Origin of the sequence: Methylobacterium gregans, assembly GCF_022179245.1 — a bacterium.
GTDB lineage: Bacteria > Pseudomonadota > Alphaproteobacteria > Rhizobiales > Beijerinckiaceae > Methylobacterium > Methylobacterium gregans.
In genome coordinates this window covers 1-25857 of sequence record NZ_BPQM01000128.1, presented here as the reverse complement: position 1 = coordinate 25857, position 25857 = coordinate 1, and the positions used below count along the sequence as shown (strand labels likewise).

The following is a 25857-nucleotide window of genomic DNA, read 5'->3' as shown; positions in this document are numbered from 1 at the left end:
GAGAGCGGGCTCGCTTCGATCATCTCGAACACGAGCGAGCCCCGGCGCCTCGAGGTCGGCCTGTTCGGCTGGGAGGGCATGGTGAGCACGGCCCTGGTCCTCGGCGCCGACCGCACGCCGCACGAGACCACGGTCCAGATCGAGGGAACGTGGCTGCGCATCGAGGCTGAGCGGCTGCGCGCGGCGATGGGGCAGAGCCCTGCGCTCACCGGCGTGCTCATGCGCTACATGTAGACCTTCCTGCTCGTCCTGTCGCAGACCGCGCTCTCCAACGGCGCCTACAAGATCGAGGAACGCCTCGCCCGCTGGCTCCTGCTCGCGCACGACCGGGTCGACGGCGACGAACTGCCCCTGACGCACGAGTTCCTGTCGCTGATGCTCGCGGTGCGCCGCTCCAGCCTGACCATCGCGACCCACATGCTGGAAGGAGCGGGCATGATCCGGGCCAAGCGCGGCCTCATCATCGTGCTGGACCGTGCCAAGCTTGAGGCCGCGGCTGGCGAAACCTACGGCAAGGCGGAGGCGGAGTACGAGCGCCTGATCGGCCCCTATCGGAGCGTGGCGCCGGCCTGACTCCCGCGCTCTCGATCGTTGCCCGCTCGGGAGGAGCCAGAAAACTCTGCCTCTGCGGTGGTCCGGCCGCAGGCCGAGCAACGCCTGACCAGCGAGGCCCGGAAGCCCAGCGAGCGAGATGGAGTCCTGATCCGGCGCGTCGGACATTGCCGCCGAGCCCTTGCCAGGAAAGCTTATGATCGCCGTTACGCGCCCATCACCGGGTCGCTGCATCGGATGACGGCCTGCGTGGATCGGATCGCGCGTAGGATCTCGGGCTTGGCGCCGGTCGCAAGCGCCTCCTCTTCCAGCAGGTGAAGCTGCTCCAGAAGGTAGATGCGTGCACGATGGGCCGAGTTCGGCAGCGGCGCATGGATCAGCGCGACCAGCCTGCGCATCACCGGATCATCGGCAGGTTGCGGTGGCAACGGCATGCAGGGCACCACGATCGACACGCCCGAAGGCGGCAGGCCGGACAGGACGAAGGCCGCGTCGGGCGTGCGCCGTCTCAGCAATCGTTGCTCGACGGACCACGGATCACCTGGCCTTCCGGCGGCTTCTTCTCGCCGGGGCTCGGCTGCTCGGCGGCACCCAGATTGTTCATGGCGCCTACCGTCTTCGGGGCTCCTGCATGCTCACCACCGGCCAGGTTCTTCGTCGTCCTGTCGGTGTTCGAACTCTTGTCGGCGGTCTCGTTCCGGCCCTGGCTGTTCGTGGTCGTGCCGATCGCGCAGGGAGCCGCGACGGCGGCACTGGTCAGGATGACAATGGCCGCTGCGGCCGTCAGGGCGGGGCTGATCCTCATCGGTTCCTCCAGGATCGTGGCCGAGGCAGGGTCTGGATCGTGGGCTCTGCACCCTGCCCGGGAAGGAGCCCGCACCGGCGGACCGAGATGCGCTGGTGCGCTGGTGCGGGCTTGAGTCGGGCTCGATGCCCTGCGAACTCCGCCAGATCGGGGGAATGAGACGGCGGAAGTCCGCAGGGCGCCGGCCAGCCATTCGCTGCAGGCCGACATGCGGAGCGTAAGGAGCGGCGCATCACCCGCATTCACATGTGCAATAAGCGGAAGGCTGCCTGGCCTTACGTGCGGTTTCGAACCGTTTTCGACGAGGGAGCCGCGGTCTTCACCGAGGTTAACGCCGGAGATCGGTTCCGACTCTATGCGGTGAGGTAGAGATCCATCGCGGAAAGGGATCGACATGGATGCGCAGCGCGCAGATATCGATTCTGAAACGGCCTGGCTGGTTCAGCAACTCGTGCAGGACGGCCCGGAGCCAGCGGCTGCGGCAACGATTCTGACGATCGAGAAGCTGCGCCGTCTGGAGGATGTGGCCCGCAACGCCGGCACGAGCCGGCAGGCCTTCCAGAAGATTGTGTCGGCCCGCCGCGTTCTCGGCGACCGGGTCGATCTCGGCCCGATACCGGACTTCCTCGACGATGTCTTCGCGCCCTTGCTCACGCCGACCCCGGACGGTCTGCGCCCCGAGCACGTCGTCCGCAAGAGTGTGTAGGCCTCACCCCAGCCGCGGCGGGCCCAGCGCAAGCTGCGGGTGGGTCGTGCGCGGCCGCCAAGACCTCGACCTGAAGCCAGCGCCTCACAACTCGTCGGCGCGCATAAGCCCGCGCCGTCATCGTCACGGACGGACTCTGCAGTTCGTCCGACGACGCTCATGACGCGAGGCTCACCCTCTGTCCCTGCCCCTAAGGCCAGCAGGCCGAGGCCATCACGACGGATTCCCCGACGAGGTGGCCCCATAGGGGATCACAATGACCAAAGGCAGCAATCCGCTGCGCTCAGTGCAAGGCCGTTGTCCCGGCACACCGTTCTCGCTCTCGCGGCCCTGCTTTGCACCGATCCGAGCGCCCGGGCTGCTGCCGAACAGGATTTCACCATGCCCCATGTCGCACTGCTCGGCGACTCCGTCTTTGACAACGCCGCCTACGTGCGCGGGAACCCCGACGTCATCATCCAGCTCAGAGGTGCGCTGCCTGCAGGATGGCAGGCAAGTCTCGTTGCGGTCGATGGCCATGTGACCAGAGATGTCGTCACGCAGCTCCAGCGGCTGCCGGGCGGGACCAGTCATCTCGTCATCAGCGTCGGTGGGAACGACGCGCTGCGTGCATCCGGGGTGCTGGAGCGCCCAACGCAATCGGTGTCCGAGGCGCTTGGCCTCCTGGCCGAGGTGCGGGAGCACTTCCGCGCCGCGTACCGCGAGATGCTGGATGCGGCTCAGGCGCGGGGTCTGCCGACTGCAATCTGCACGATCTACGATCCGCGCTATCCGGATCCTAAGCGCAGGCGCCTGACCACCACGGCGCTCAGCCTGCTCAATGACATCATCACGCGGGAAGCCTTCGCGCGCGGCTTGCCCCTGATCGATCTCCGCGTGCTCTGCGATGAAGACGCCGACTTCGCCAATCCGATCGAGCCGTCCGCTCGCGGCGGTCAGAAGATTGCTGAAGCGATCGCAGCCCTGATGAGCTTGGATCCCGGTACGTGGCGCGGCCGAGTATTGGCGCGGCCAGCAGCGTCTCAGCCTCAGGCGGCCCCTTGAAAATGCTGGACGGTTCGATGGCTTCCTATCTGATCCAGATTCTCCTGCCTTTGTCCAACAACGGGGGCGCTCCCTTCCCCGGTGCGGATTTCAAGCGCGTCAGATCCGAGCTCACGGATCAGTTCGGCGGAATGACAGCTTTTACCCGAGGCCCGGCCGAGGGCGTGTGGGAGGATGGGGGTGAGATCACACACGACAACATCATCGTGTTCGAGGTAATGGCTGACGAGCTGGATGTGCGTTGGTGGAGTGACTATCGACAGATGCTCGAGGTCCGCTTCCGGCAGGAATCCATCGTGATCCGATCACTGCAAACTAGGCTGCTCTGATGATCCAGGCTGCAACAGAAGCGGACTTGCGCTTCTGTTTCGATACAAGCCAAGCGGCTTGTTCGCCCAACAAAGGCTTGTCACTTCAAGTTTCTTCACTGACCTCATGGCGAGGAAGTCAGATTTTCCTCGAATGGCTCTGCCCTGTTGTTCACACTCGTGCAACCGAATGGGTATTGACCCTGAGCGATGGTTCTGACCCGTAGCTCGCCTTTTCCATTTTGCTTGACCGTGTACCCGTCGTTGCTGGCCACGTGCACAACGTCGCCGTCGTGATGTAGGACGTTCCTATTCTCGAAGATGCTGGGGTCGAGCCCCTACATGGGTTCAAGTCGGGAAGCTCCTGTGTCTCGACGTGGAACTCGTTCCACGCTCGCCGCATGCGAAGGTTCAATTGCCGCCTACTACGCGCCGTGTGCATCCAAGTTCAGTGGCTTTCCTCCCTGTTCGCTGCCCCCAATAGGTCGGGCCGAACTCCTCCAGCAGGGTTCCGGCGACCGCGGCAATGGCGTCGCGCGCCGCTTTCAGGTCCGCTTTTGCCTTCCGAGCGGACATTCGAACCAGCACGACGGAAGGTCCGCACGGGGTCAGGAGTTCGCCCCTGTCTTGTTCGGCTTCGCGCCACTTCCGGACCCTCGCTCCAAGCCGAGAAGCGGACTCAGCGCTTAGGCCCTGCGAGCGGTCTGACCATCGTCATGGCGCCATCATCACATGTGGCGCCCGCGAACCGGGAGGATCCCATGAAGATCTATCGCCTCGACTATTGTGAAATGTCGAGCTTAGGCGAGCTCGGTTCGGTGCCGTGCAACGCGAAGTCTTGTATTGTGGAATTCGGCCTGGAGCCATTGTGAACGGCTGCGATACGAAGTGGCTCATGGCGTCCACGCACGGTACGCGAGCCCAGATCCTCGACGATGATGGTGTCCGGTATTGTGCCAAGCCGATCGAGCAGGTCACCCGAAACGAGGATGGAGACGCCAAGTTCCTTGGCGACGGATTCGAGACGACTCGTCGTGTTCAGCGTATCGCCGAAATACGCGATCTTGTGGCGCTCGAGCCCAATCTCGGCGGTCACGACAGATCCGCAATGAAGCGCGGCACGGAAATCCGGGACCTGGCCGAACTCTGCCAGCCATCGCTCGGCGTCGGCAGCGATTACCTGCGCGAAGTCGAACACGCATCGCAGACAGGCAGCCTCTCGCGTTCCCCGATCCATCGTCCAACTCACCAGTGCCATGTCGCCGACGTAATCGTCGATGGAGCCGCGCGAGCGGTGCACCGGCAGAGCAAGCGCGCTGAAGATCGCGCCGAGGTAGCGTTGCGCCGCCAGATCCCCGTGACGCTCGGCGAAGCGGGTCGAGCCCGCGACGTCGAGGAAGAGGAAGATGCGCTCCTCGCTGATCGGCCGATGATAGCGGCCGATCAGCAGGTTCGCGAAGACGCGCGGGCCGATCAGATCGCGAACGCGAAAGACGAAGGCGGCCAGAGCGGAGATTGCGAGCGCGTAAGCGAGACCGGCATCCGACATCAGCATCGCGACGCGGGGGTTCGGCATGTAGCCGAAGGCGTGGTGCAGGATCGTCCCGGCACCCGCATTCCCGGTCGCGATCATCGCGATGTACGTGGCGAGCGTCGCCACGACGAAGATGGGGGTCGCGGCTCGGCGGATTAGGTTGCGCCACGTCTGAAACAGGAGCCCGCGCTCATACAGTAGGACGGGGGCACCGATGAAGGCGCCCCGGATTGCGGAGACCAGAGGCTCGATCTCGAAGATGAGACCGTAGAGCAGCCCGGCCAACGCCCCTATGGCGGGTGGCACAATCCAGAAGCCGATACGGAACGGACGCATAGGGCCATGGTATACCAAGCCGCTGGGCAGGACACGCCCGGCGATTGGAGCATACGCGGGCATAGCGCGTGAAGACGAAGTCGCGGTCCTTCACGCGAGCCTCGTGGCAGGAGAAGCAGGTTTGGTGTTGCGCCTCGTCGACCGGCTTACCACCGACGAAGCGCCCGAAGCCCCACCCGCCCGCCTCTGGATAGCCCTTGGCATCCTCGAGCCGGTCAGGAACACCGCGTTGTAGCCGGCCGAGGTGGCCCCAGGCGTAAGCGCCGTGTCGGCGTCGGCGGGCTGAACGCGGTCGCAAGCGGCGCCCGGCGCAAGCTTATGGAGGATGTCGAGGTAGGTCTCGCCGGACGAACGAACCACGCTGTCGCGGCGCTTCTCGCTCGCCTCCGGCGTCTCGCTCTCGGCCACTAAAAACCGGAGTGCGGGTTGTGCTGAACGCCCGTGGCCAACTCTCCATCAGTGTCCCCGCGGCATCGGGAACCAGAGGCGCAGAGTGGCAATCCCGGCCATGAAGCGAGCGTTTGAGATGGCACCGAGCGTTTCGGCGGAGGCCCCGCCGGCCTTGGCCTCCGCCTCGAATCCGACCAGCCGGTCGAACAGCACCTCAGCCAGTGCCGGGCTGTCCGACAATGGTCGGTCGGCGAACATCTCGTGCAGCCGCTTCAAATAGGGGCAAAGCTGATCACGCTCGACGGTCATGGCCCCCTTCGCGACCAAGCCCTCGCTGTACGGGCGCCCTGAGAGAACCCCGAAGGCCTGGAAGTGGTTGGGCGGGACGCCTGCGGCATCCCGGACTGCCACGGAGGCTCAGGGCGGGCCCGCCCTCCGTCCGGCCCCGTCGACCTCCTCCTCGGTGGGCAACTCGCAGCGATTATGGATGTCGGTAGCGGCCATCGCCCCGTGGCCCATTGCGACCACGACTTGGTCGAGGCCGCGCACCACGCCGCCGGCGGCGTAAAGGCCGGGCACCGTGGTGCGGTTGTGCTCGTCAACGACGAGGGCTCCGGTTCCGTCGTGCTCGGCACCCAGTCCCAACGCGAGCTCGGCCCGCAGCTTTAGCCCGAGCGCCGAGTAGAGCACCTCGAAGCGGTGCTCCTCCCCACCTTCCGTGCGCAGCCGCGTGAGCCTGCCGTCCTCGATGTCGAGGTCCACCACCGGCTCGTGGACGACCTTGATGCCGTGCTCGTACACGCGTTCGCGCTCACCCGCGTCGAGGTCTATGCCTTGGCCTAGCGTCAGCAGGGTCACGTCACGGGAGTAGGTTCGGGCCACGAAGACCGCTTCGCCCAGGCCCCTGTCGCCGTGGCCGATCACTGCGATGCGCTTGCCTCGGGCCTCGTAGCCGTCGCAGATCGGGCAGTAGCGCACGAGGCCCCGTCGGACCGCGTCGGGCAGGTTCGGCAGGTCCGGCTCCACGTCGTCCGCGCCCGTGGCGAGGAGCACCCGGCGCGCCCGCACCTCGCGCACGGCTCCTGTGCCCGCCTCGATGCCAGCCGCGAAGCCACGCTCGTCCTTGCGCAACGCCCTGACGGCACCCGCGACGACGCGCATCCCGTACCGCGCGAGGTGCTCACACTGGCGGGTTAGGATCTCCCGCCCGGAGATGCCGTCGGCGAAGACCGGAATGTTGTGGCTGGTTGGTATCCAGGAGGCGCGGGAATCCCCCGCATCGACCACGAGGAAGCGGCGCTCGAAGCGGGCCAGGTAGAGCGCGGCCGTCAGACCGGCCGGTCCGCCGCCCACGATCAGGCAGTCGAGAAGCTCGTCGAGGTCCACCGACCAAGGCTCTGCCATTCGCTCATCCGTACCGAAGGGAGTCGCATTGAATTGACCGTCCGTGGTCTGCATCGGTTCCGCCGTAGCCGGCGCTCGGCGTCATACCGAGCTCGGCCGCGGGGATGCGTGACTTGGCTAGGCCGGAATCCGGCCGTCCGGCGTGAACCGGTCGATGGCCTGCGGCAGGTCACGTGAGAGGCGCGACAGCAACTCGTCCTGGGACAAGCCAGTGCGCTGCGTCAGGGTCGCCAGTACGTCGGGTCCGATGGCCTGCTCCAAATCGTGCGGCTCGATCTCCTGGTTCGGTCCATAATTCACCCAGGACTGCGCGGCGTGCCCGTGCCCGGCTTGGTGGAAGCGCTCCAGCATCTCGTCCAGGCCGCTGTTCAGGAAGCCGCCAGGCCCGGCACTGCGCTGATTGCCTAGAAGGCCGCCGAGGAGGCCGCCGAGGAGGCCGCCGAGACCTCCGCCCAGGGCTCTGCTCAAGCCGTCCTGGCTGCCCGGCGCGGCCCCGTGGCCGGACGGTGCCGGCGCACCCTGGCCTGCCCCGCCGAGCAGCTCCGCGAGCGTGTCCCTGTTCTGGTAGCCAGCCATCGCGAGCAGGCCCAGCAGCGCCGTCATCGAAGGGTAGCCGTCGCTCATGTCATTCCTCCGGTTACGGGGCAGCGAAGGCTGCCTTCATCGTTCGATGTGAGGGCCGACACCGGAAGATCGGAGCGCCGGCCGCCGAAATCGGACTGGCGGGCGCCGCTTACGGCCGCCGCTGCAGCGGGCTACGGTTCAGGCCCTTGACGGTCGAGTGAACGGCACCCATCCGGCCCCCGAACCACGAGGCAATGGCGCCGAGCACCAGCGCAAAGAAGCCGAACAGGGCGCCGCGGGAGACGGCCCTCCGCGTTAGCTCCGCCGCCTGCTTGGCCTGCTCCTTGGCGCTGTCGGCTGCTTGGCGGTATTGTCGGTCGTACTGCTGCACCTGCCCCTTGGCCTGATCGACCGGGATGTTCTGCGCCTTCGCCAGAGCCTCGGCCGCGCGGTTGCGCGCCGCGTCAGCCTGGGCTTGGTTGCCGGTGAGGACGGTGCGCATCGCGGACACTGCCGCGTCCTTCGCCGCAGCCGGGTCCTGACCAGCGGACGCGCCACGCACCGACTGCTTGATGGAGGAAAACGGGTCGTTCACCTTCGACGGCGTGGGAGCAGCTGTCTGTGCGGCAGTCTGCACCGCACCGCCAGCCGTGTTCGCCAGGCCGCCGGCCACGGTGCTCAGCTGACCTGACCGGTATTTCGGACCGAGCCAATTGATAGGCTACTGCATGGCCGCTGACCCGGGGTAGCCGGAAGGCCAGATCTGGGTAGCTGACAGGCGCGGGTGGCCGATAGCCCAACGAGGAATGTGGTCGAATTCGGTTGTATGTCTTCTGCCATAGACCGATCACGATCCGGTCTTCCTTCAACGAGTAGAAGATCTCCTGCCTCAGGCACTCATCGCTCAGCTTACCGCTGAAGCTCTCGCAGTACCCGTTCTCCCGCGGCGAGCCCGGGGCGATGTACTGGATCTGTCGGCCCGTCTTAGCGACCCAATTGTGCAGTGCCTTCGAGATCATCTCAGGGCCATTGTCGCAGCGGATGTGCTCCGGGATGCCGTGCAGGCACATGGCGTCGGCCAAAGCCTCGATCTCACCGAGGCTGTCGATGCGCCGGGCCACCTTCAGCGCGAGGCACGCCCAGCTGTGCTCGTCAGGATGGGCAGGCTTCGCCCATCGTGCGTCTGAGCCTGCACGAAGTCGAAGCCTCGCGCTCCAAGTCCTTCATCTTCCTGGCTTGATCGATCTTGAGGCCGCCGTACTCCTTGCGCCAGCGTGAGGCACTCTGCTCAGAGATCTCCGCCTCCTTAGCTGAGCCAACGCCAAACCCTTGCCCTGAGCTGTCTGCGCCTCGATCTGGCGCAGCTTCAGAACGACCTGCTCCGCGCTCGTCTTCTGACCTCGCCGCATGTCAGACTCCCTCAGTCCTGGCTGATTCTCTCGATCAGCCAGGTCCAAAGCCAGCCGGTCAGGTCAGTTTGTGAAGAGGCCGCCGCTCATGCCAATCTTGCGGTGGATCCGCGAGACGGACAAGGCGATCCCCTCCTCATCCAGCGCCTGGCCCCAGGCGAGTACATGCTGGTGAACGCTATCAACGAGCGTGCCGTCCAGATCGAACAGGAAGCAGGTCTCGACGCGCATCGCTGCCCCCTTCATGCGGCCGCGGCCCGGGATTGCTTCGAGGCCAGTTCCACAGCCTCGACGACCCGTGCGGGCGCAAGGTGGTGGATCATGTGCCCCATGCCGGGAACCACGATGAGCGTGCTGTTCGGCAATTCATCGTGCAGCCGCTGCGACTGTCGTCCGACGTCAGCGATCTGGTCAGCGCCGCCGACCACGACCGCGACGGGCAGGTCCAGGTCGCGATAGTGTCTCTGCAGTTCAACCGTGACCGGCGTCATCATCGCTGCATCCTCGGCGGACGCGCGCAGCTGCAGCGGCCGCAGCATCATGTCTGTCGGGAACTCCCGGTCGAAGCGCTCGGGAATAGCGGCCGGCGCAAACATGCCTTTGATCATTGCAGGCAGGAGCGCGCGCCCGACCATGGGTGAGACAGTGTGGCGCAGGAGGTCGCCGAGGATCGGGATCGCGCTCGGGGACGCCAGAACCACGTCCGCCCGCAGCGTCGGGTAGTAGTAGCCCGAAGCCAGGACGAGGCTGCGCACGAGGTGCGGGGCCTGCAGCGCGAGGGCAACGGCGACCAGCGCCCCCCAGGAGTGGCCGAGCACCACAGCCTGGGTGACGCCGAGTTGCTGAAGAGCCTTCTGGAACAGCGTTGCGTGAGCACGCGGTGTCCAGACGCCGCTCGGCCGATCGCTGTACCCGTAGCCGGGGCGATCGATGAGGATGACGCGGAAGCGTTGGGCGAGCTTGTCGACGATGCCGCTGCTCAGGAAGTCCTGGATCATGGTGCCGTTGCCGTGGATGAGCACCAGGCTCTCGCCCTGACCGCGCTCGACGTAGTGCAGGCGCACGCCATCCACGGTGATGAAGTCTCCGATCGGGGGCGTTCGGCGCTCGGCCTCCCGGGCCCGCGAAACCGCATAGAGTGCGGATGCGCCCAGCGCGGCAGCGGAGCCGAGAAGCGCTGGGATCAGCCAGGAAGTTCTTGGGCGGTCTGTCATGAGTTGTGATCCTGTGTGAGCGAAAGGGTACGCGCGATCAGATGGCGGACCGGAGGGGGCGAGCCCGCTACGGGGCGGGAGCACCTTCCAGCAGCCTCGGCGTCATCGCGGCGAGGGCCAGGAGCGGCCCGGGCATCACGATGCCGGCCCGGCGCATGGTCTGCGCAGCCGCCCGGCAGGCCGAGAGATCGTTAGCCTGCGCAGCAGCTTCGATCTGCGTCACGATCTTGGCAGAGGGCTTCGATGTGTCCGCAAGCTGGGACGAACCGCTCCGCGCCGATCCCGCGGAAGTGGCGGTGGAGCCCGCAGGTGCTGCCGCGTTCTGCGATTGCCCCTGCGGGCCGGCGGCACCCGGGCCCGACGCGGTTATCTGGCCGCTCTGTCCGGAACTGTTCTGCGGCGTCGTGTCCGCGGCGGGCTTTGCGGACGTGTCGGCGCTGTTCTTCGCCGACACGGCCGTTGCTAGACGCGCTGGTGTGTCGGTGGCCTGCGTGCCGGCCGCCGGCTGACGCACGAAGGCGACGAGTTCCTGGCAGAGATTTGCCGGCCGCCCAGTGGCGGGCGTCGAGACATCGGATGATTGAGCCGCAGCTGCGTGGCTGAGCAGGCAGACTGACACGGCCAGCCTCAGCATTCTCGCGACCGGCATGGTCAATCTCCTCGGATCGAACGAAACGGGGCGGCAGCGCGAGACTGCCGTGGGCCCTGTGGTGCGAACGGGATCGGGACACTGCATCCAAACGGCAAGGTGCGGGATGCGAGCACGTGCTTCGGCAGCATCGCTGCTGCGGGAACGAGCTATGCCATGGAGTTCAGGATCGGGATCCGCCAAAAGCGCGACGGATATCGGGCGCTGCAGCGTCATCTGGCGCGTGCTGCACGACCCTATGGGAAGGGAGCAAGCCGTGATTTGGTTCCACAGAACCGAGATCTTATGCCAGCGTTTAGCATAAGTCAGGATCTGTTTGGCTAATCGATCGGATCGCAACGTTTGTTGCTCCAAGCGACACTCTTGCAGACGCTTCGACACGGCCTTAAGCGCCACCTCGAGCAGACTGAACGCCGTCACAAGGCGGCTTGGTCACACCATAAGGCAATTATCCATCACGGGCAGTGGAAGCCGATAGAGAGGACGATGCAGTCCATCACGGTCGCTGGCTGGATGCCGGGTCCCGGCCCAATGCGGGCCCTAGAGAGGTCCGCAGGGTGGTGCCTTGGTCGATGATGTCCCGCGACTCGGATTGGTCAAATTGCGACGGTCGCCTTCGGGCAGCCCAAAAGCAGAGCGGACGCGGTTCCTTATCTGCATAAATGTAAAGATCTTTACAGAACGACAGAGAAATACCGATTTTTCGAGCATTTCAGCACATCGACGGCCGCGTTTTGCAAGTCGTAAAAAAAGGAAATATATTTTTCGGGATGATCTAATGATTTTCCGGCGACGGCGGAACAATTTTCAGCATCAAATGTTTGTATCATACTCGGCCATGGGAACAATCCGAAATATGCGGCTGCGACTTGTCGCGGCCCGCGCCGTCTGGAGACATGTCATGCAACGGGAAACATGCTTCGGACGACTCACACGGCTTCCCTCTGCGGCCGAGATTAAACGGGATCTCACAATGATGTCGGCTGCTGACACACTCGTTGCTACCTTCTCGAAGCAAAGCGGCACTCGCGAAGAGCTCGCAGTCATCATCACCGGGCTCATGGATCAGTACCATATCTCGCCAGATCGGGCGCACATGCTCATCGACCGCTTCGGCCGGACTCAGCCTGCTTTGGGCAATGGCGGGAGTGAGCTCATGGCAAGAAAGCAGGGCTACAGCGAAAGGCAGCCTGGCTATATGGCCCAGTGAAGCCGGCCACCTCGTAGTTTTAAGGCCTAGGCCCCGCTCCTATTCGCGGAAGAGTCAAAAGCTTCCCTCAAAGCGAACCACGCGGGATATGGGTGTCGTTGTCCTCCCTTGCTCTGTGCGGCGAAATAGCTTCAGCGTCTGCAAGGCGCTGGCGCTCCCAGGTTGTGAGCATACGTTCAATCAGAGTGCTTGTACTGACCTTCTCACGGCGGCCGATGGCAGCGATCCGGTCAAAAACCTCGGCACCGATGCGGAGGCGTCGGCGCTGCCGAGCACCGGGACATGCGTGGCCCGTGCTGCACTCCAATTCCTCTCCCGTGTGCCGGGCTACCTCGTCCGCAATGGCCCGGTCCGCGAGGCTGAATGCATGATCCGCGCGTGTGACTGTCTCACGTTGCGTGTCGGCCTGCTCGGACAGTGTCGATGCGGCGGAGTCGACAATCGGCAACATATCGCCCCCGGTACTCGATCCTTCAGCCCGTCGCTCGATTGGCAGGTCTGCGGTCGAGTTTGGAAAAGGCGGCAGCACCGGCCTAGTTGGGCTGCTTGGCTGCGTCACGCGCTTGGGCATTTTCATTCACCGTCTCGGTTGCAACCGATGTCTGTGGACGAACACGCTCTGGCACAGTTTCATGCGCTTGCGGCATGTTCGGCGACTGTGCACGGCTGTGCTGTGGCGAGACGGCAGTTTGAGCTGCGAGCGGGGCAATTATGAGCCCGAAGAATGCAAAGGACATTTTAACGGCACGCATAGAATGCGCCTCCCGGCTAATTTGGAAAAACGACCTTGAGCCTCGATTTGTTCCATTGCACGCTACGAAGAGTCGGGAGCGAAATATGACTTTTACATCTTTCTTCGCTGAAAGGCGCAGTATTCTACCTTCAATCAGGCGAGGAGGCGCACGTTCCAGTTCTCAAGCCCCACGGGCCGTTGTCGACTGCGAAGCTACTTCGAGCATACGCGTGTCCGGGCATGGTCCAGTCCATCATTGACCGCGCTGAATCGGTGTTCCGGCCATCAGGCCTTCGACGCGTAGCTTCAACCGGGCTGCCCGGATCGCCTCAACTGTCCGCCACGGCGCATCCTGGGCGATGCCCTCAGCTTCAAGATCCGTAAGTTGATCGATGAGTTGTCCTTGCTCCAAAAGGCCAGGAAACTGCGACATATGAACAATCAGTGCGATCATTTTCTGCATCACCGGGCATATTCGCGGTCGGCTTGGCTCTCTCATGCAGAAGCGCCATGGAGATCGAACACCGACTCAGCCTCGCCCAGCGGTCTTCATGGCAGTACGACGGCGCCTTTCGTCGAAGGCGCTGCGGCATTGATCTTAAGCACCGGCTTCTTCGGCTTCTTCGTCTCGCGATTGCCGCGCTTCTTTTCCGTCGCCATGGTCTCGCTCCTGGGAATGTCGTGAGGCCGGACAGGGGCGTCCTCAATGTTCGGTTGTCGGTCGTTCCGCATGCAACCGGATCGCGCTCGCAATCGGGTTCTCGAACGCGCCGAATACGGCAACGAGGCGGTTACTGGCCCAGAGTTCAGTACGGTTCCCCGCGATCAAGCCTGCCGCCTGCCGCTTGGCGTCACTGTCGTCGCGGGCCGTGATGATGCAGGACGTTAGCATCCCGCCGCTCTTGACGAACCGATGCACCTGATAGGCTCGGCGCACGTGCCGCGGGCGTGAATTGGCGGGGAACTTGAGAAGATCGGCCATGCCTGCCTGTCCGTCGCAGGCGGGGGCGCAGGCCCTCAGCCACCGAAGCCTGGATCAATCCGTCCGGTGATGCGGGTACTGTGCGCCTTCTTGGACGACAAAGATACCCCCAACGGCGAGGGATTCCCTCTAGCCCGTCACGAACTTCCAGCCTTCGCGTTCGGCGAGCCGTTGCCGGGCTGGGCGTCGGAGCCGGCGCAGGACTAACGTGAATAGTGTGCTCTCGAAAGGCGAAGTTCCGCGTCCGTAACGACCTTGGGGTGAAACGGACTCCAAATACCGAGATGAGTCGAAGGCGGAATGTCTGCTTGCGGGCGGCAAGCCACGCTCCGCTGCCCACCCAGAAGGGCCATTCAACCCGGGAACGACGAACGTTCGCTGACGACGACTTTGCGGAACTGCAGCCTTGCGGTCTCTGTAGATATCGACGTTCGAGAGGCTGAGGAGCTGGTAGATCATGGCAGGATCGGCGGAAGAGCGGCTCGACGCCCTGAATAGGGAGATCGCAGACCTGGAGGAACAGCAGGATGCTTGTGTCTCGGTCATCGCGGCTTTGACCGATCAGGGGCTGGACACTGCCGCGGCCAAGGCCGCGCTCAGAAGGATCGAGGATAAGCTCGCGGCGCTTCGGGTCCGCACAGCAACTTTCGAGGGTGACGCGAGGCACGTTTGAGCGCGCTCAAGCAATGCTCGAACAGGATGCGTCGCGAACCGTGTGAGCGCTGCGCCGACCGGCAACTCACGGCGCCGTGAACGGTTGGTGCACCTCACGGTTGGAGCGCGCCCATGCCTGCTGACATCAGCACACGACCGCGGCTGAGGGCCGGATCGCCTTCAAAGGCAGAGGGTGCCGCTATCTCCAGGGCAGAACTCGTCCCGAAGGTCTGTCCACTGCACTCGCGCCTATACTACAGGAAGGACCCTTAGCAGCTTTAGGTGATGAGAAAAGAGCTGCAATTTCTCATCATAGCTTATAGTAATTGCATTTTTGCATGAAACGCATCGGTACCTCGATATTGACTTGAACCAAATCCCCTTCCGTTTGTGATCGGCCCCACATATCGGACAGAAACGGTTCAATATCTCTTCGTACATCCTAGGAGGTAAGGGCATGAAGGATCCCGGGCCGCGGTCCGAAAATCTGCGGAACGATCGTATTGGTTGCTGATTTTGAGCAAGAAATCTTACACAAATGACACTGTCGCGCTCTTTATTTTCCGCCAGGATGGAGGCCCAGGCAAAGGCGGCGCGAACATCCGGAGATGCGGCAGTGCATATGCTGGCCGTGTCCTAGTTTGGACTCTGAACCCGGTTCGGGCCGTCCAGCCTTCCTCTCTCGTACCCTCGCATGATTTCTCGCGCCGGCGTATGCTTGGCGCCAAGCAGGGGAGCTCGGGTCCATGACCAACAGACGAGAGCTGTAGCGTAGTCCAAACGGGGACTGTTGGTTTCTCGGACGCGAGCCTGAGAACGGCCGCGCCTTCGTGGTCCATCAGCGGAACGGGCCCTCTGGCGGTCACCTAACTCAGATCGAATTGGGAGCCTTCCTGCAACACGGCGCGAAGGATCCTGAGCATCAGGCTGCGATCCAGCAACCGTCCTCTACCCAGTGCAGGACACCAACGGCGTCCCGGTCGCCGTGAACGGCGAGCCGGCGGCGGATGATCTCTGAGCCATCCAGCCGAGCGCTCGGGGCTCAGAGCATCAAGCGGAACGCTGCCGCTCACCTCCGGTTGGTCCTTCATCGATCCGAAGAGGCGATCATGAAGGCCCTACTAGCATCCTCGGTGCTCACAGTTGGTCTGCTCGCCACTGACCCAGCGTCCGGCCAGCGTCTTGAGATCGGCCCCGATGGCCCCTCAGTCGGCATGCGCTCAAGGGGTCAGCGGGAGCGGGACATCGAACGGCGGGAGATGCGCCGTGACATGCGACGGGACGAGGTGCCGCGCGATCGGCGGGACAGATCTGTCGATCCTGACGACGATGATGAGGACTAGCGCCAAGATTGTGTGGTGAGGCCACCTGTCACGAGCGTGACAGCATTCCTCTGCCACGGTTCAGGAGCCTTAGCCCAAGCTCTCTCCAAGTGTGCCGTTCTACCAGGCCCGATGAGTTCCAAAGGATTTTACGATGATGCGTGCGAAAGTGCTCGGCTTGGCCGTCGCAGTTGCCGGCGGCCTTGGCATCGCAACTGCGGCCAACGCTGCGCCTACGAGTGTTGGTCCGATCCAGAGCAGAGAGTTGATCGAGACTGTGGCCGGCGGCTGTGGTCCGGGTTGGCGCCCGAACCGGTTTGGTGACTGCCGTCCGAACGACCGTGGCCCTGGATACGGGTACGGTGGACCGCGCGGCTACTACGGCGATCGGCCGGTCTATCGGGGCGATGGCTATGGCTACGGCCGCGGTGGCTATGATCGGCCGCGCCGGTTCTATGACGGGTACTGAGACCCCAGGGGGTAGAAGGGTTGAAGCCGATGTCGTTGAGGGCGCGGGACAAGGCGATTGGGGCGTTAGCTCCGAGCACCGCGAGCTGGTTGGCGAAGCGGGCGAGCAGGCGATCGTCGGTGAAGGTCAGAGCGGACACCGATTGCCCTCGTAATCGGGCCTGAGCGTAGCCATCTCGGAATTACCCCCCGCGCAATCCCTTGCTCTGGGCAACGATGCGGAGGCTCATGATGGCCCGTACCCCTACCAACGGCAGAGCGACGTCCGTCTCGACCGAGGACTTCAACGAGAGGGTGAAGCGTCTCGTGGCCGATAAGCCTGATCCGCAAAAGGCGGTCGATCGACGGACGAACGCTTCTGGCTGGAGAAAGTCTGGTCCCGGTCGGTAGGCCGCAACCGGAAGTGTGTTATGGTCGCACTCAGCCCCGCATCTGCTGCCGAGCTGATGGAGGGTCTCCCCCATGCGCTTCGATTGCAATGTCCGCGGCGAGTGGCTGGTCGATCCCGGTGAGCTCGCGGACAAGCTGGGCATCTCGCTCCCTCGCCTTTTAGAAGAGCAGAGGCTTGGCCTTGTTCGAACCCGGGTCGAGAGCGGCCGTCAGAGCGATGCCGGCCGCTCTCGCATCACGGTCCAGAGCCGTGAGGCTGTCTGGCAAGGCGTCTTCTGTCCGAAGGGCACGCTAATAAGCGAGCGCTCCGATAACGACTGACCCGGCGGAAGTTTTTCCACTGAGCAATACCGCAATGCAGGATGCCAACCCATGCGCCTGACGATCGCCCTCGTCCTTCTGACGGTCGGCACGCTTGTCGCCGGATCGTTTCTAAACGGGGCGAAATCGGCCGAGACTGTGACATCGGCAACCACGGGCGCCGCTTCCAGAACGCCTATGGCGGAAGCGGTGAAGAAGCGGCTCAAGCTGGATGCGAACCGGCGAGAGGCCGCAGACAGAAACCGCCAAGAGCGCACGGAGCGGCTGACGAAATCCGTGTGCGTCGGCTGCGGTGGACCGGTCGTACCATTTGATCCGAGCGGCGGCGAGGCGGCACGGAAGGGGATCTCTGCTGCACGTCAGAGCAAACGCTGAACCTGGCGGCGGCCGCTGCTCCAGCCTCAGCTACCGACGAGGCCGGATACGAAAGCGTCTTCACTTAAGAATGAGCGCGCCTAGTTCGAGGCATGCTACCGGATTGGAAAGCCGTCCTTTGATGATGGCCCAAACCGGTACGCAAATGTCCTTTCTCACGCTGCTCAAGGCTAAGCTGAACTGGCTTTTATCCGGAACGCGAGCTGAGCAAGCCAGCCGTAAGATGGCGGACGCCGTGGAGAACGGCGCCTCATCGGGTCGAGGCCCTTACCCCGGCCGTGGCTTCGAGCAGAAGTACAACGCCGCGTCCGCCCTGCTGAAGGAGCGGATGAACAAAAACTATCCCGACAGCTACCACGCGCGGCTCGGAAGCGAGGGTAACAACGCCTACGATCACGGAGAAGAACGCGCCTACGCTACCGATATGGTGTCGGCAGCGATAGCTCAGGCTCTTCGTAACGGCGCTACGGTTCGTGAAGCCGCGGAAGCCGGGGCGGCGAGCGTCGGTATCTAGAAGACAACGATGGCTGCTTACGACCCTTCCATGACATCTGGAAAGTCTGCTTGCCGGGAGTTAGGTTGATTCGAATCGACTGAGCTTGGCCGAAAGCCGCATGTCGGCTCCGCCGTTCGAACCGCTGAAGTGCGCCTCCGTTGCAGCTTAGGCGTCTACCAAACGCGCAAATCTCCATAACTTCCGGAGCGTCAGCTTGGGAGCACATCATTCTCGGCCATGCCGCCGAAGTGGAAGAGGGTGCGGAGCACAGCGTTGAAGGATTTTGGTCGGTCATCGGCCGGCTCATCGACACCACCACTCCGGACGGGAGTGAATCGCGAGGATTGGCGGTGGTTCGAACCAGATTAGGACATCACCTTAGGGAACCACCGAATAGTCCGGCCGCGGACCGCATGACATTCTCTCCATCCCAATGCGATGTCAGGGCGGGAGAGCGCGATGAGAGCAGTCGTCTACAATGGCCCGCACGATGTGGCGGTGCAGGACGTGCCCGACGCGCGGATCGAGAGGCCGACCGACGTGCTGGTGCGGATCACGAGCACTAATATCTGCGGCTCCGACCTGCACATGTACGAGGGCCGGACCGACTTCCCGCACGGGGGCGTGTTCGGGCACGAGAACCTTGGACAGGTGGTCGAAGTGGGCGATGCCGTCGACCGGGTGAAGGTCGGGAACTGGGTCGCCATCCCCTTCAACATCGGCTGCGGCTTCTGCAAGAACTGCGAGCGCGGCTTGAGCGCGTTCTGCCTGACCACGGCGGATCGCAGCGTCGTACCGAACATGGCCGGTGCCGCCTACGGCTTCGCCGACATGGGGCCGTATCGGGGCGGCCAGGCCGACCTGCTGCGCGTCCCCTACGGCGATTACAACTGCCTGAAGCTGCCGCCGGACGCGGAGGTGCGGCAGAACGAGTACGTGATGCTGGCCGACATCTTCCCGACCGGCTGGCACGCCACGGAGCTCGCGGGCCTGCGCCCGGGCGAGTCGATCGTCATCTACGGAGCCGGGCCGGTCGGCTTGATGGCGGCCCACGCGGCGATGATCAAGGGCGCCTGCATGGTCATGGTTGTCGACCGCCATCCTGACCGCCTGCGACTCGTGGGTTCGATCGGAGCCCTGCCGATCGACGATTCCAAGGGCTCGCCGGTGGACCAGGTGCTCGAACTGACGAACGGCATCGGGGCCGACCGCGGCTGCGAGTGCGTCGGCTACCAAGCGCACGACCCGCAAGGTCATGAGCACCCCAATATGACCATGAACAATCTGGTGAAGTCGGTGAAGTTCACCGGCGGCATCGGCGTGGTCGGCGTCTTCACGCCCCAGGATCCGGCCCCGCAGGACCCGCTCTACAAGCAGGGCGAGATCGTTTTCGATCACGGCCTCTTCTGGTTCAAGGGTCAGACGATCGGCGTCGGCCAGTGCAACGTGAAAGCCTACAACCGGCAACTGCGCGACCTCATCTCGACCGGTCGCGCGAAACCGTCCTTCATCGTCTCGCATGAGTTGCCGCTGGAAGAGGCTCCGACCGCTTACCGGCACTTCGACGCGCGCGACGAGGGCTGGACCAAGGTGATCCTCAAGCCCGCCGCATAACCCGCCGGGCCGGGCGGACAGCCGCTCGCCAGAGTCATCCAGAATGTGCCGGACGGGCGCAAGCGCGAGGACGCCATGCCGACCTACGACTACGAGTGCGAACTCTGCGGGCCGTTCACGGCGATGCGGCCGATGGCGCAGTTTCAGGACCCGTGTGCCTGCCCGGAATGCGGCGACGGAGCGCCACGGACCTTCCTCAGCGCACCGGCCATCGCCAGCAGCGATTCGCGTCGCCGCGGCGCCTTCGCGGCAATCGAGGCGAGTGCGACCGACCAGCGCCGAGCGGCGGCCGCCCATCCGGCTGACTGCGGCTGCTGCATGCGCCGCCTGCCGCTTCCGGGCGCCCTCGCCGCCGGTGGAAGGGTTTTCACGGCGCATGGACCCAGTCAGCGCAGCGGGCAATGAGAGGCGGTCATGACCAGATCAACAGCCGCGTCCGCCGCGCTTGTCATGATGCTCTTGGCGACCGCTTCCCTTGCCCAGCAGCAGAACACCCGGTTGTCGGGCAGCACGGCTCGATTGCAGCTCGTCGCCAGCTTCGAACATCAGGTCACGGGGGTAACGATCGGAGCGGACGGGCGCATCTTCGTCAACTTCCCGCGTTGGACGGAGGACGCACCGATCTCGGTGGCCGAGCTCACGCGCGACGGCCAAGACAAGCCGTACCAAGTCAAACCGTATCCGGACGAGGCATGGAATTCCTGGCGCAATGCCAAGAAGACCCAGATGTCGGCGGGTGATCATTTCGTATGCGTCCAGAGCGTCGTGGCCGATGCGCACGGCAATCTCCGGGTAGTTGATCCGGCCGCGCCGGCCACGGCGCCTGTCGTGCAGGGAGGACCCAAACTCGTCAGGATCGATCTTCGAACGAACAAGGTCGCGCAGGTGATCCCCTTTGACGAGAGGGTCGCACCGCAGGGCAGCTACCTGAACGATGTGCGGTTATCGTCGGACGGACGATACGCCATTCTGACCGATGCGGGCGCGAAAGGGGCGCTCGTCGTCGTGGATCTGCAGCGTGGCGGGGCTCGACGCGTCCTCGACGGCCATCCGAGCACTCAGCCGGAAAAGGATGTGGTGGTGAAGGCCGATGGGCAGGCGTTGCGCCGGACCGACGGGCGAGGCGTCGAATTTGCCGCCGACAGCATCGCACTCTCTTCCGACGGGCGCATCCTCTATTGGAAGGCCCTGACCGGCCGGACCCTCTACCGCATCGAAACGGATGCTCTGGTGAACCCGGGCCTTTCCGATAAGGATCTCGAAGCGCATGTGAAGCGTGCCGATGAAACCGAGCCGACCGACGGTCTGTGGATCGACCGGCGCGGGCGCCTCTATCTGAGCGCGATCGAGCAGGATGCCGTTAAGGTCCGCGACGGGGACCGGGTCACGACGCTCGTACAGGACAAGCGGTTGCGCTGGCCCGACACGTTCTCGGAGGGACCCGACGGGACGATCTACGTCACCAGCTCCCGCATTCAGGATATGAGCTGGTTCAAGCCCGAGACAGGTCCGCGCCTCGAGACGCAGCTGTGGCGCATTGAGGGGACGGGGGGCGTCAGTGAAGCCGAAAAAGCGAGTCCGTCCGGCCATCGGCACCGCTGATTGACAGCGGGTGAACCAACCAGCTCGGAAGTGGTCATCGAAAGCCTCGGAGCCCCGGCGGGCTTGGCACATGCACACCCATCCAAACGAAAGGATTCGTCCAGCCATTTCGCCGTTGCTGCAGGGCCACCCTTCTCTGGCCTTCGGAAGGTCTGCTTACCGGCAGTTCGATTGGCTCCGAACGACCGAGCCTGGCCGAAAACAACTCGTTCGCTTCCAGCGTGCAAATCACAAAATCGGACCCTCGTTGCAGTATCTTCTGACTTGGCCGCATGTCCGACTCCTTCGGTTCTACCCGATCATTCCGATCCGATGCCAGCCGGTCAGGTCGCCCATCGACTGACCGCAGCTCTACGCTGTGACCCGTTTTCGGCTTGCCTTGAAGATTGCCCGCGCCTCAATCAACCGTAGCCAGCTTCGTCTGCTCAGGAGGCATGGGCGGCGTGACGTGAGAGCCGGTGCTACGAATGAGTGCCTGCCACGCAGAGGGAGCCGCCAGTATGCATGAGCCGGTGACTAGTCGGCCTTTTCATGAGGCACGATGGTGATCGCGCCGTTATGCTCCACAATAGCTGATTGAACCTCGCTCAGTTCGCACAACCCCTTCTGCTTAACCTCGGCAATCACGTCGCGTGGGTCAACGCGCTTGCTGTGCAGCTTGGCATCGTCCCATTCTCCGTTGGAGAAGATCACCGCTGGATTGCCCTCCGTGACCATGCCGAGGGTCGGCCAGAGACGCTTGAGGTGTGTGAGGGCTGTATGAAGCCCTGCGAGCGTTGCGGCAGCCAGCACCGCTCCGATGCTTGAGCGATCATCGCCCAAAATTGGCGGCGCAGCGACCCCACCGAAGAAGAGAATTACTGCCATATTAGTGGGGTAGCAGAGCGCATGATGCGCATCGTTGTGATCCGCAGGAGGATCAAAACCACAAGGTACAGCAGCACGCCGCGCAACACGATGCTCATGCAGTGGTCTTCAAATCCTCAGGGATAGATGAACAGGGGAAGCGACTGCCGCTCGCCAGCAATCGAGAGAACCGCGGTTGTCGGCCCCGGCAGCCGAGGAGCAAGCCGAAGCTTGATGGTTCCGGTCCGGTCGGAGCCGAGGACAAAGCGGTAAGTCACACCATCCGCGGTCGCGCTGACGTCTGCTGAGCCCGGTTGGGTCGTCGTGATCGAAGCGCTGTCAAGAAGCTCGGACCCAACACCGATCTCGATGATCTTGGTGGGCAGCGGAGCTGCGGCTGCGAGAATGATATCACTCGGTGCGTTGACTCGTAGAAAGCGTTTATTGGGTGACGATCAACGGTACGGCTGAGAAACTGCGGAAACTTGTCGAGAGCCACCCGTCGCCGAACGCACCAAGCAGACCAGCGAGTATGATCAACCCGACAGCGCCTAGAATGGTATTCTGCGTGCGCAACCATGTGATCTCGAAGCGAGGGTTCGGCTCGATCTGTGTCTCGGTCGCTTTCTGATCGCTGGTCGTCAGACTATCGATACGGAAACCGGTGACTGATCCAGGCTTGGGCCTCGTTCAGATCGGCAAAGGTGGGTGGGCAAGGAATGTCCTCGGGTCCAAAGCCGGCCTCCACCAGAGAGGATGGCGGGGCGCAGGCGGTACCGCCTCACGGAACCGGGGAAGCGCCTGCCCGGCACAAAGGCCGGGCAGGCTACGGCCGCGGCAGGACGCGAACCCGCCGTTTCGGCTTGGCTAGGAGGCTAGGCTAGCGCGTGCCGGACGCGCCCTGACCTTCGCCACTGCCCTGTCCCGCGGAGGGGCTGGCCCTCACAGAGCCGCCCTCTGCGGCGCCCTGAGGAGACGAGCCAGAACCGCGCGAAGGCGGGACGGTCCCGGTGGTTTGTGGATTGGGGTTGCCTGGCACGCTCGCATTCGACGTCATGCCGGCCATGAACTCGCCCCGCTCCCAGCGCGGCATGCCGATCGAGGCCAGCAAGTTTGTGGTCAGCGTGCCGGTCGGCTCAAGCCCTTGTGCCTGCTGGAAATGCGTCGCGGCGAGCGTCGTGTCGTTGTTCCAGTTGCCATCGAGATGACCGGCAGCATAGCCGCGCTGGTTCAGCACCTGTTGGATCTGGCGCACGCCGTCGGCATTCATGTAGAGCGGCTCTCCGGGGCTGTCGGCGCGCTCCATGGCGATGCGCTGATTGTCGACCTGCCGATCACCGCCCGGGCCGGCCGCCTGCGACTGCTGTGGCCGCGCCGCTCCCGCGGCCTGGGAGCCTGTCCCGTGCCCGGCCGAGAAGATCGGATCGCTCAAACCGAGCGCAGCGATGAGGCCGACCTCCAGCCGTCCCGAGGGCTCGAGCCCATGCGCCTGCTGATAGCTGCGCGCGGCCTGCACGGTCGTCGGCCCCCAACGGCCATCCACCTGGCCGGTGTTCCAGCCCTGCTGATTCAGGGCCTGCTGGATCTGCCTGACGCCCGCTGGGCTGACGTAGAGCGGGGTGCCGCGGCTATCCGCGCGCTCGACAACGATGCGCTGATTATCAGCCTGCTTGGTCGCCTGATCACTGCCTTGGCTGCCCCCTGCGCACCTGTATTGCCGGTAATGATGTCTTGCTCGAGACTCAGACCATAGACGAGCGGGATGGTGAGGGTGCCGGTCGGTTCCATGTTCTGAGCCTGCTGGAAGCTGCGCGCCGCCGAGGCGGTTTGCGGATTCCAACGCCCGTCTACATTGCCCGTGCTGTAGCCCTTCTGGGTCAGTGCCTGCTGGATCTGCCGCACCCCAGCTGAGCTCACGAAGATCTGTGTGCCCTGTCCTTCTGACTGATCCTGGGACGTGCGCTGGTTGCTGACGGACGATTGCTGAGCTTGCGCGTACCCGCCAACCAACGCTGTAAGTAGCGTGCTGGCGAGAAAGACATGCTTTAATGTCATGAGTCTCTCCTGCTAGGGACGTGGGACGAACTGGCCCGGCCGGCACACGTTTCAGTCGGAAGATCCCCTAGGAAATTTCCGTCGGCAGTAGTTTCTTTAGGTCGGAGAGTGACTTAACGCGCAAGTAGGTTGGAGCCGCGTCAGTCCTACGGTACTGTCCGGATTGTCCTGTGAGATGCTCGATGTCGCTTTGCCACTGCCGAGGGTGGCCTAGTCGCCATCCTGAATGGCAGGGTGCACGCCAGCTGCAGTCGCTATGAGAACGGCCTGGGGCAGGGTTTGGGCGCCGAGCGCTTCCATGACCCGGGCCCGATGAATCTCCATCGTGCGCGAGCTCAAGCCCAACGTGCGGGCAATCGTCTTGTTGGTCCTGCCCGCGAGCAAGCCCTCCAGCACCGCGCGCTCACGCCCCGACAAAGCCGCGATCTGGGCACTGGCCTTATCGTTGCCGCGCCCGATCCGCCTCGGCCTGGATCTCTGCGAGCGCCGTCTTGACGGTCAACAGCAGCGCCTCCGGTGCCAATGGGAGTTCGAGAAAATCGACCGCTCCAGCCTTCATGACGCGGACTCCGAAGCCGACATCGCCCCCGCTCGCGCCGACCGCCACGACGGGCAGGTGCGCGCGTGAAGCCTTCAGCTCGCTTGCAACAACTATGTCGCTGGCTTCCTCCAGATTGAACACGACGCAGCCCGGTTTCAGCGAACCCGCCATCTCGAGGAGGGCCTGACCGCTCGCGAAAGCCCGCACCTCGTAACCGCTGGCCTGCAGGGCATCGTCGACGAGGCCGCGCCGGGGGACATCCCCAACTGCGACCACGTAGGCGCGCAGGCCTGTGTCAACGGTGACGTCCTGCGCGATCCCGACCGCTGACCGGATCCGTCCGTCAACGCCCGGGATCGAGAAAAAGGTGTCGCGGATGCGGCGCACCAGCTGGTCTGAGGCGCGCAGGATGCGGTACTCCAACACGAACGTCTCGCCGCCGCCGACTCGATCCATCGCTTGTACCGCGGTGTCGCGGTCCTCCGGGTGGACGCAGGCGAGCCAGTTCGCGAGGTCCGGCATGTCCTCGGCGGGCATGCCTCAGACCTGCGCGAAGCGCGGGCTGAGGTGAACGAGGCGTCCACTCTTCAGGTCTGCGAGCCAGAGCACGTTCGCCGAATGCTCGGCGAAGCGCTGGAAGCGATCCTCGCTTTGGCGCAGAGCACTCACTTTCTGCAGGCGGTCGATCACCTGCCCCAGGATGATGGCGTAGGTACGCAGGAACTCGGTGTCCTCGTTGCCGAAGTCGCGCGGTTCGGTCGCGTCCACCTGGAGCAGGCCGTAAGCCTTCCGACCCGGTAGACAGATCGGCACGTTGGCGAATGCGACGACCCCGGCCTCCTTCATGAATCTGGGGGCCATCGAAGCGCTCCTCCTTCCGGATGTCTTGCGTGATGATCGGCGTGCCTTCCTTGACCGCGAAGGTCTCGGAGGAGCGCTCTCTCATGGGTAGGCGCAGCTGACCAACAATGCCCGGATCCCAGCCGACGCCGGCCCGCACGAAAAGCGCTTGTCCCTCCTCCTGGATCTCCAGGATCTTGGCGCGGGTGATGCCGCAAGCCTCGGCGACGAGACGGCACGCCTCGGCCAGCACTGCGTCAAGGTTCTCGCTGCGCAGAACGAACTCGCCGAAGTCGGCCAGCACCCGCTGGCGCTTCATCATCTGCTCTTGGCTGGGCATCGGAGTTTCCCGGCACTGAGCGATCAGTCGCTTGGCAGCGAAGAGCCATGGATCGGACCCTGCGCAGCACCTCGACCACTTGTGTACGCGCGAGCCAGGGCTTGGGTCCAAGCCCGTTCCAATAGTGCTTGCCCTAGAGCGTTTTCGGTTTAA

32 protein-coding genes and 3 pseudogenes are annotated in these 25857 nt (G+C 64.0%); 14 read left to right on the top strand and 21 right to left on the bottom strand.

The genetic code is table 11. From position 1 onward, the window contains the following. Positions 1-234 (top strand): cyclic nucleotide-binding domain-containing protein (locus MFF54_RS22255; RefSeq protein WP_506289941.1); only part of this gene is annotated, 234 nt, incomplete at its 5' end. A gap of 6 nt (positions 235-240) precedes the next feature. Further along, positions 241-573, top strand: a complete 333-nt coding sequence (locus MFF54_RS22250) for a Crp/Fnr family transcriptional regulator (RefSeq protein ID WP_306423979.1) — start codon at positions 241-243, stop codon at positions 571-573. A gap of 185 nt (positions 574-758) precedes the next feature. Here the strand turns inward: MFF54_RS22250 and MFF54_RS22245 are convergent, their stop codons facing one another. Both MFF54_RS22245 and MFF54_RS22240 read right to left on the bottom strand, forming a co-directional pair. Then, positions 759-1067, bottom strand: coding sequence for a hypothetical protein (locus MFF54_RS22245; protein WP_238306444.1), 309 nt, complete (start codon positions 1065-1067; stop codon positions 759-761). Then, complete coding sequence (locus MFF54_RS22240) at positions 1061-1357, bottom strand: hypothetical protein (protein WP_238306443.1); 297 nt, start codon at positions 1355-1357, stop codon at positions 1061-1063. Before MFF54_RS22240 ends, MFF54_RS22245 begins: the two co-directional genes overlap by 7 nt. Positions 1358-1751: 394 nt before the next feature. Here MFF54_RS22240 and MFF54_RS22235 point away from each other — a divergent pair, with 394 nt between their 5' ends. The 3 genes from MFF54_RS22235 to MFF54_RS22225 all read left to right on the top strand — a co-directional run bounded on the left by MFF54_RS22235 (position 1752) and on the right by MFF54_RS22225 (position 3436). Beyond that, the gene (locus MFF54_RS22235) at positions 1752-2063 is read left to right on the top strand and encodes a hypothetical protein (RefSeq protein WP_238306442.1); all 312 of its coding nucleotides are present in this window, start codon (positions 1752-1754) and stop codon (positions 2061-2063) included. 381 nt (positions 2064-2444) lie between these two features. After that, a complete protein-coding gene (locus MFF54_RS22230; protein ID WP_238306441.1) occupies positions 2445-3107 on the top strand; it encodes an SGNH/GDSL hydrolase family protein in 663 nt (220 codons plus the stop codon). Between the two features lie 17 nt (positions 3108-3124). Continuing rightward, positions 3125-3436, top strand: a complete 312-nt coding sequence (locus tag MFF54_RS22225) for a hypothetical protein (RefSeq protein WP_238306440.1) — start codon at positions 3125-3127, stop codon at positions 3434-3436. A gap of 760 nt (positions 3437-4196) precedes the next feature. Here the strand turns inward: MFF54_RS22225 and MFF54_RS22215 are convergent. The 10 genes and pseudogenes from MFF54_RS22215 to MFF54_RS22170 all read right to left on the bottom strand — a co-directional run bounded on the left by MFF54_RS22215 (position 4197) and on the right by MFF54_RS22170 (position 10915). After that, on the bottom strand, positions 4197-5285 hold the full coding sequence (locus MFF54_RS22215; RefSeq protein WP_238306439.1) for an adenylate/guanylate cyclase domain-containing protein: 1089 nt from the start codon (positions 5283-5285) through the stop codon (positions 4197-4199). Between the two features lie 58 nt (positions 5286-5343). Further along, positions 5344-5478, bottom strand: a pseudogene (locus MFF54_RS22210) (cytochrome P460 family protein); the annotation flags it as partial. A 263-nt stretch (positions 5479-5741) separates the two neighbouring features. Then, complete coding sequence (locus MFF54_RS22205) at positions 5742-5984, bottom strand: hypothetical protein (RefSeq protein ID WP_238306438.1); 243 nt, start codon at positions 5982-5984, stop codon at positions 5742-5744. Positions 5985-6092: 108 nt separating this feature from the next. Beyond that, a complete protein-coding gene (locus tag MFF54_RS22200; RefSeq protein ID WP_238306437.1) occupies positions 6093-7079 on the bottom strand; it encodes an NAD(P)/FAD-dependent oxidoreductase in 987 nt (328 codons plus the stop codon). A 117-nt stretch (positions 7080-7196) separates the two neighbouring features. Then, positions 7197-7703, bottom strand: a complete 507-nt coding sequence (locus MFF54_RS22195; RefSeq protein ID WP_238306436.1) for a YidB family protein — start codon at positions 7701-7703, stop codon at positions 7197-7199. Positions 7704-7812: 109 nt separating this feature from the next. Next, complete coding sequence (locus tag MFF54_RS22190) at positions 7813-8316, bottom strand: hypothetical protein (RefSeq protein ID WP_238306446.1); 504 nt, start codon at positions 8314-8316, stop codon at positions 7813-7815. 70 nt (positions 8317-8386) lie between these two features. Then, positions 8387-9052: pseudogene (locus tag MFF54_RS22185) on the bottom strand (integrase core domain-containing protein); the annotation flags it as partial. Positions 9053-9118: 66 nt separating this feature from the next. Then, a pseudogene (locus MFF54_RS22180) lies at positions 9119-9283 on the bottom strand (HAD family hydrolase); the annotation flags it as partial. Between the two features lie 11 nt (positions 9284-9294). Continuing rightward, a complete protein-coding gene (locus MFF54_RS22175; protein ID WP_238306435.1) occupies positions 9295-10266 on the bottom strand; it encodes an alpha/beta fold hydrolase in 972 nt (323 codons plus the stop codon). 67 nt (positions 10267-10333) lie between these two features. After that, the gene (locus MFF54_RS22170) at positions 10334-10915 is read right to left on the bottom strand and encodes a hypothetical protein (RefSeq protein ID WP_238306434.1); all 582 of its coding nucleotides are present in this window, start codon (positions 10913-10915) and stop codon (positions 10334-10336) included. 973 nt (positions 10916-11888) lie between these two features. On the opposite strand from MFF54_RS22170, the gene MFF54_RS22165 reads away from it, so the two are divergent. After that, on the top strand, positions 11889-12125 hold the full coding sequence (locus MFF54_RS22165) for a hypothetical protein (protein ID WP_238306433.1): 237 nt from the start codon (positions 11889-11891) through the stop codon (positions 12123-12125). 67 nt (positions 12126-12192) lie between these two features. Here the strand turns inward: MFF54_RS22165 and MFF54_RS22160 are convergent, their stop codons facing one another. The 3 genes from MFF54_RS22160 to MFF54_RS22150 all read right to left on the bottom strand — a co-directional run bounded on the left by MFF54_RS22160 (position 12193) and on the right by MFF54_RS22150 (position 13840). Then, on the bottom strand, positions 12193-12702 hold the full coding sequence (locus tag MFF54_RS22160) for a hypothetical protein (protein ID WP_238306432.1): 510 nt from the start codon (positions 12700-12702) through the stop codon (positions 12193-12195). A gap of 409 nt (positions 12703-13111) precedes the next feature. Beyond that, positions 13112-13321, bottom strand: coding sequence for a hypothetical protein (locus MFF54_RS22155; protein ID WP_238306431.1), 210 nt, complete (start codon positions 13319-13321; stop codon positions 13112-13114). A gap of 240 nt (positions 13322-13561) precedes the next feature. Continuing rightward, on the bottom strand, positions 13562-13840 hold the full coding sequence (locus MFF54_RS22150) for a hypothetical protein (RefSeq protein WP_238306430.1): 279 nt from the start codon (positions 13838-13840) through the stop codon (positions 13562-13564). 457 nt (positions 13841-14297) lie between these two features. Between MFF54_RS22150 and MFF54_RS22145 the strand changes: the two genes are divergently transcribed. The 8 genes from MFF54_RS22145 to MFF54_RS22110 all read left to right on the top strand — a co-directional run bounded on the left by MFF54_RS22145 (position 14298) and on the right by MFF54_RS22110 (position 21082). Then, positions 14298-14513 carry a hypothetical protein gene (locus tag MFF54_RS22145; RefSeq protein ID WP_238306429.1) on the top strand — a complete coding sequence of 72 codons (216 nt, stop codon included), beginning with the start codon at positions 14298-14300 and terminating at the stop codon, positions 14511-14513. 1457 nt (positions 14514-15970) lie between these two features. Next, the gene (locus MFF54_RS27845) at positions 15971-16285 is read left to right on the top strand and encodes a GCG_CRPN prefix-to-repeats domain-containing protein (protein ID WP_238306428.1); all 315 of its coding nucleotides are present in this window, start codon (positions 15971-15973) and stop codon (positions 16283-16285) included. A gap of 461 nt (positions 16286-16746) precedes the next feature. Continuing rightward, positions 16747-16995, top strand: a complete 249-nt coding sequence (locus MFF54_RS22135) for a DUF6522 family protein (RefSeq protein WP_238306427.1) — start codon at positions 16747-16749, stop codon at positions 16993-16995. Positions 16996-17046: 51 nt separating this feature from the next. Next, entirely contained in the window at positions 17047-17370 is a 324-nt protein-coding gene (locus MFF54_RS22130; protein ID WP_238306426.1) for a hypothetical protein, read from the top strand. Positions 17371-17491: 121 nt separating this feature from the next. Next, on the top strand, positions 17492-17884 hold the full coding sequence (locus MFF54_RS22125) for a hypothetical protein (protein WP_238306425.1): 393 nt from the start codon (positions 17492-17494) through the stop codon (positions 17882-17884). A gap of 441 nt (positions 17885-18325) precedes the next feature. Next, entirely contained in the window at positions 18326-19480 is a 1155-nt protein-coding gene (locus MFF54_RS22120; RefSeq protein ID WP_238306424.1) for a glutathione-independent formaldehyde dehydrogenase, read from the top strand. Positions 19481-19555: 75 nt separating this feature from the next. Further along, the gene (locus MFF54_RS22115) at positions 19556-19885 is read left to right on the top strand and encodes an FmdB family zinc ribbon protein (RefSeq protein ID WP_238306423.1); all 330 of its coding nucleotides are present in this window, start codon (positions 19556-19558) and stop codon (positions 19883-19885) included. Between the two features lie 9 nt (positions 19886-19894). Beyond that, positions 19895-21082, top strand: a complete 1188-nt coding sequence (locus MFF54_RS22110; RefSeq protein ID WP_238306422.1) for an SMP-30/gluconolactonase/LRE family protein — start codon at positions 19895-19897, stop codon at positions 21080-21082. Between the two features lie 516 nt (positions 21083-21598). Here the strand turns inward: MFF54_RS22110 and MFF54_RS22105 are convergent. From MFF54_RS22105 to MFF54_RS22080, 6 genes are all read right to left on the bottom strand, one after another. Beyond that, positions 21599-21949: a DUF421 domain-containing protein gene (locus tag MFF54_RS22105; protein WP_238306421.1), complete on the bottom strand. Its 351-nt coding sequence runs from the start codon at positions 21947-21949 to the stop codon at positions 21599-21601. Between the two features lie 859 nt (positions 21950-22808). Then, positions 22809-23471: a peptidoglycan-binding domain-containing protein gene (locus tag MFF54_RS22100; protein ID WP_465264233.1), complete on the bottom strand. Its 663-nt coding sequence runs from the start codon at positions 23469-23471 to the stop codon at positions 22809-22811. A gap of 26 nt (positions 23472-23497) precedes the next feature. Then, positions 23498-23983, bottom strand: a complete 486-nt coding sequence (locus MFF54_RS22095) for a peptidoglycan-binding domain-containing protein (RefSeq protein WP_238306419.1) — start codon at positions 23981-23983, stop codon at positions 23498-23500. A 210-nt stretch (positions 23984-24193) separates the two neighbouring features. Beyond that, positions 24194-24379, bottom strand: coding sequence for a LuxR C-terminal-related transcriptional regulator (locus tag MFF54_RS22090; RefSeq protein WP_238306418.1), 186 nt, complete (start codon positions 24377-24379; stop codon positions 24194-24196). Positions 24380-24422: 43 nt separating this feature from the next. Continuing rightward, positions 24423-25061 carry a response regulator gene (locus MFF54_RS22085; protein ID WP_238306417.1) on the bottom strand — a complete coding sequence of 213 codons (639 nt, stop codon included), beginning with the start codon at positions 25059-25061 and terminating at the stop codon, positions 24423-24425. Positions 25062-25064: 3 nt separating this feature from the next. Next, the gene (locus tag MFF54_RS22080) at positions 25065-25385 is read right to left on the bottom strand and encodes a GAF domain-containing protein (protein ID WP_238306416.1); all 321 of its coding nucleotides are present in this window, start codon (positions 25383-25385) and stop codon (positions 25065-25067) included. Between the last annotated feature and the right edge of the window lie 472 nt (positions 25386-25857).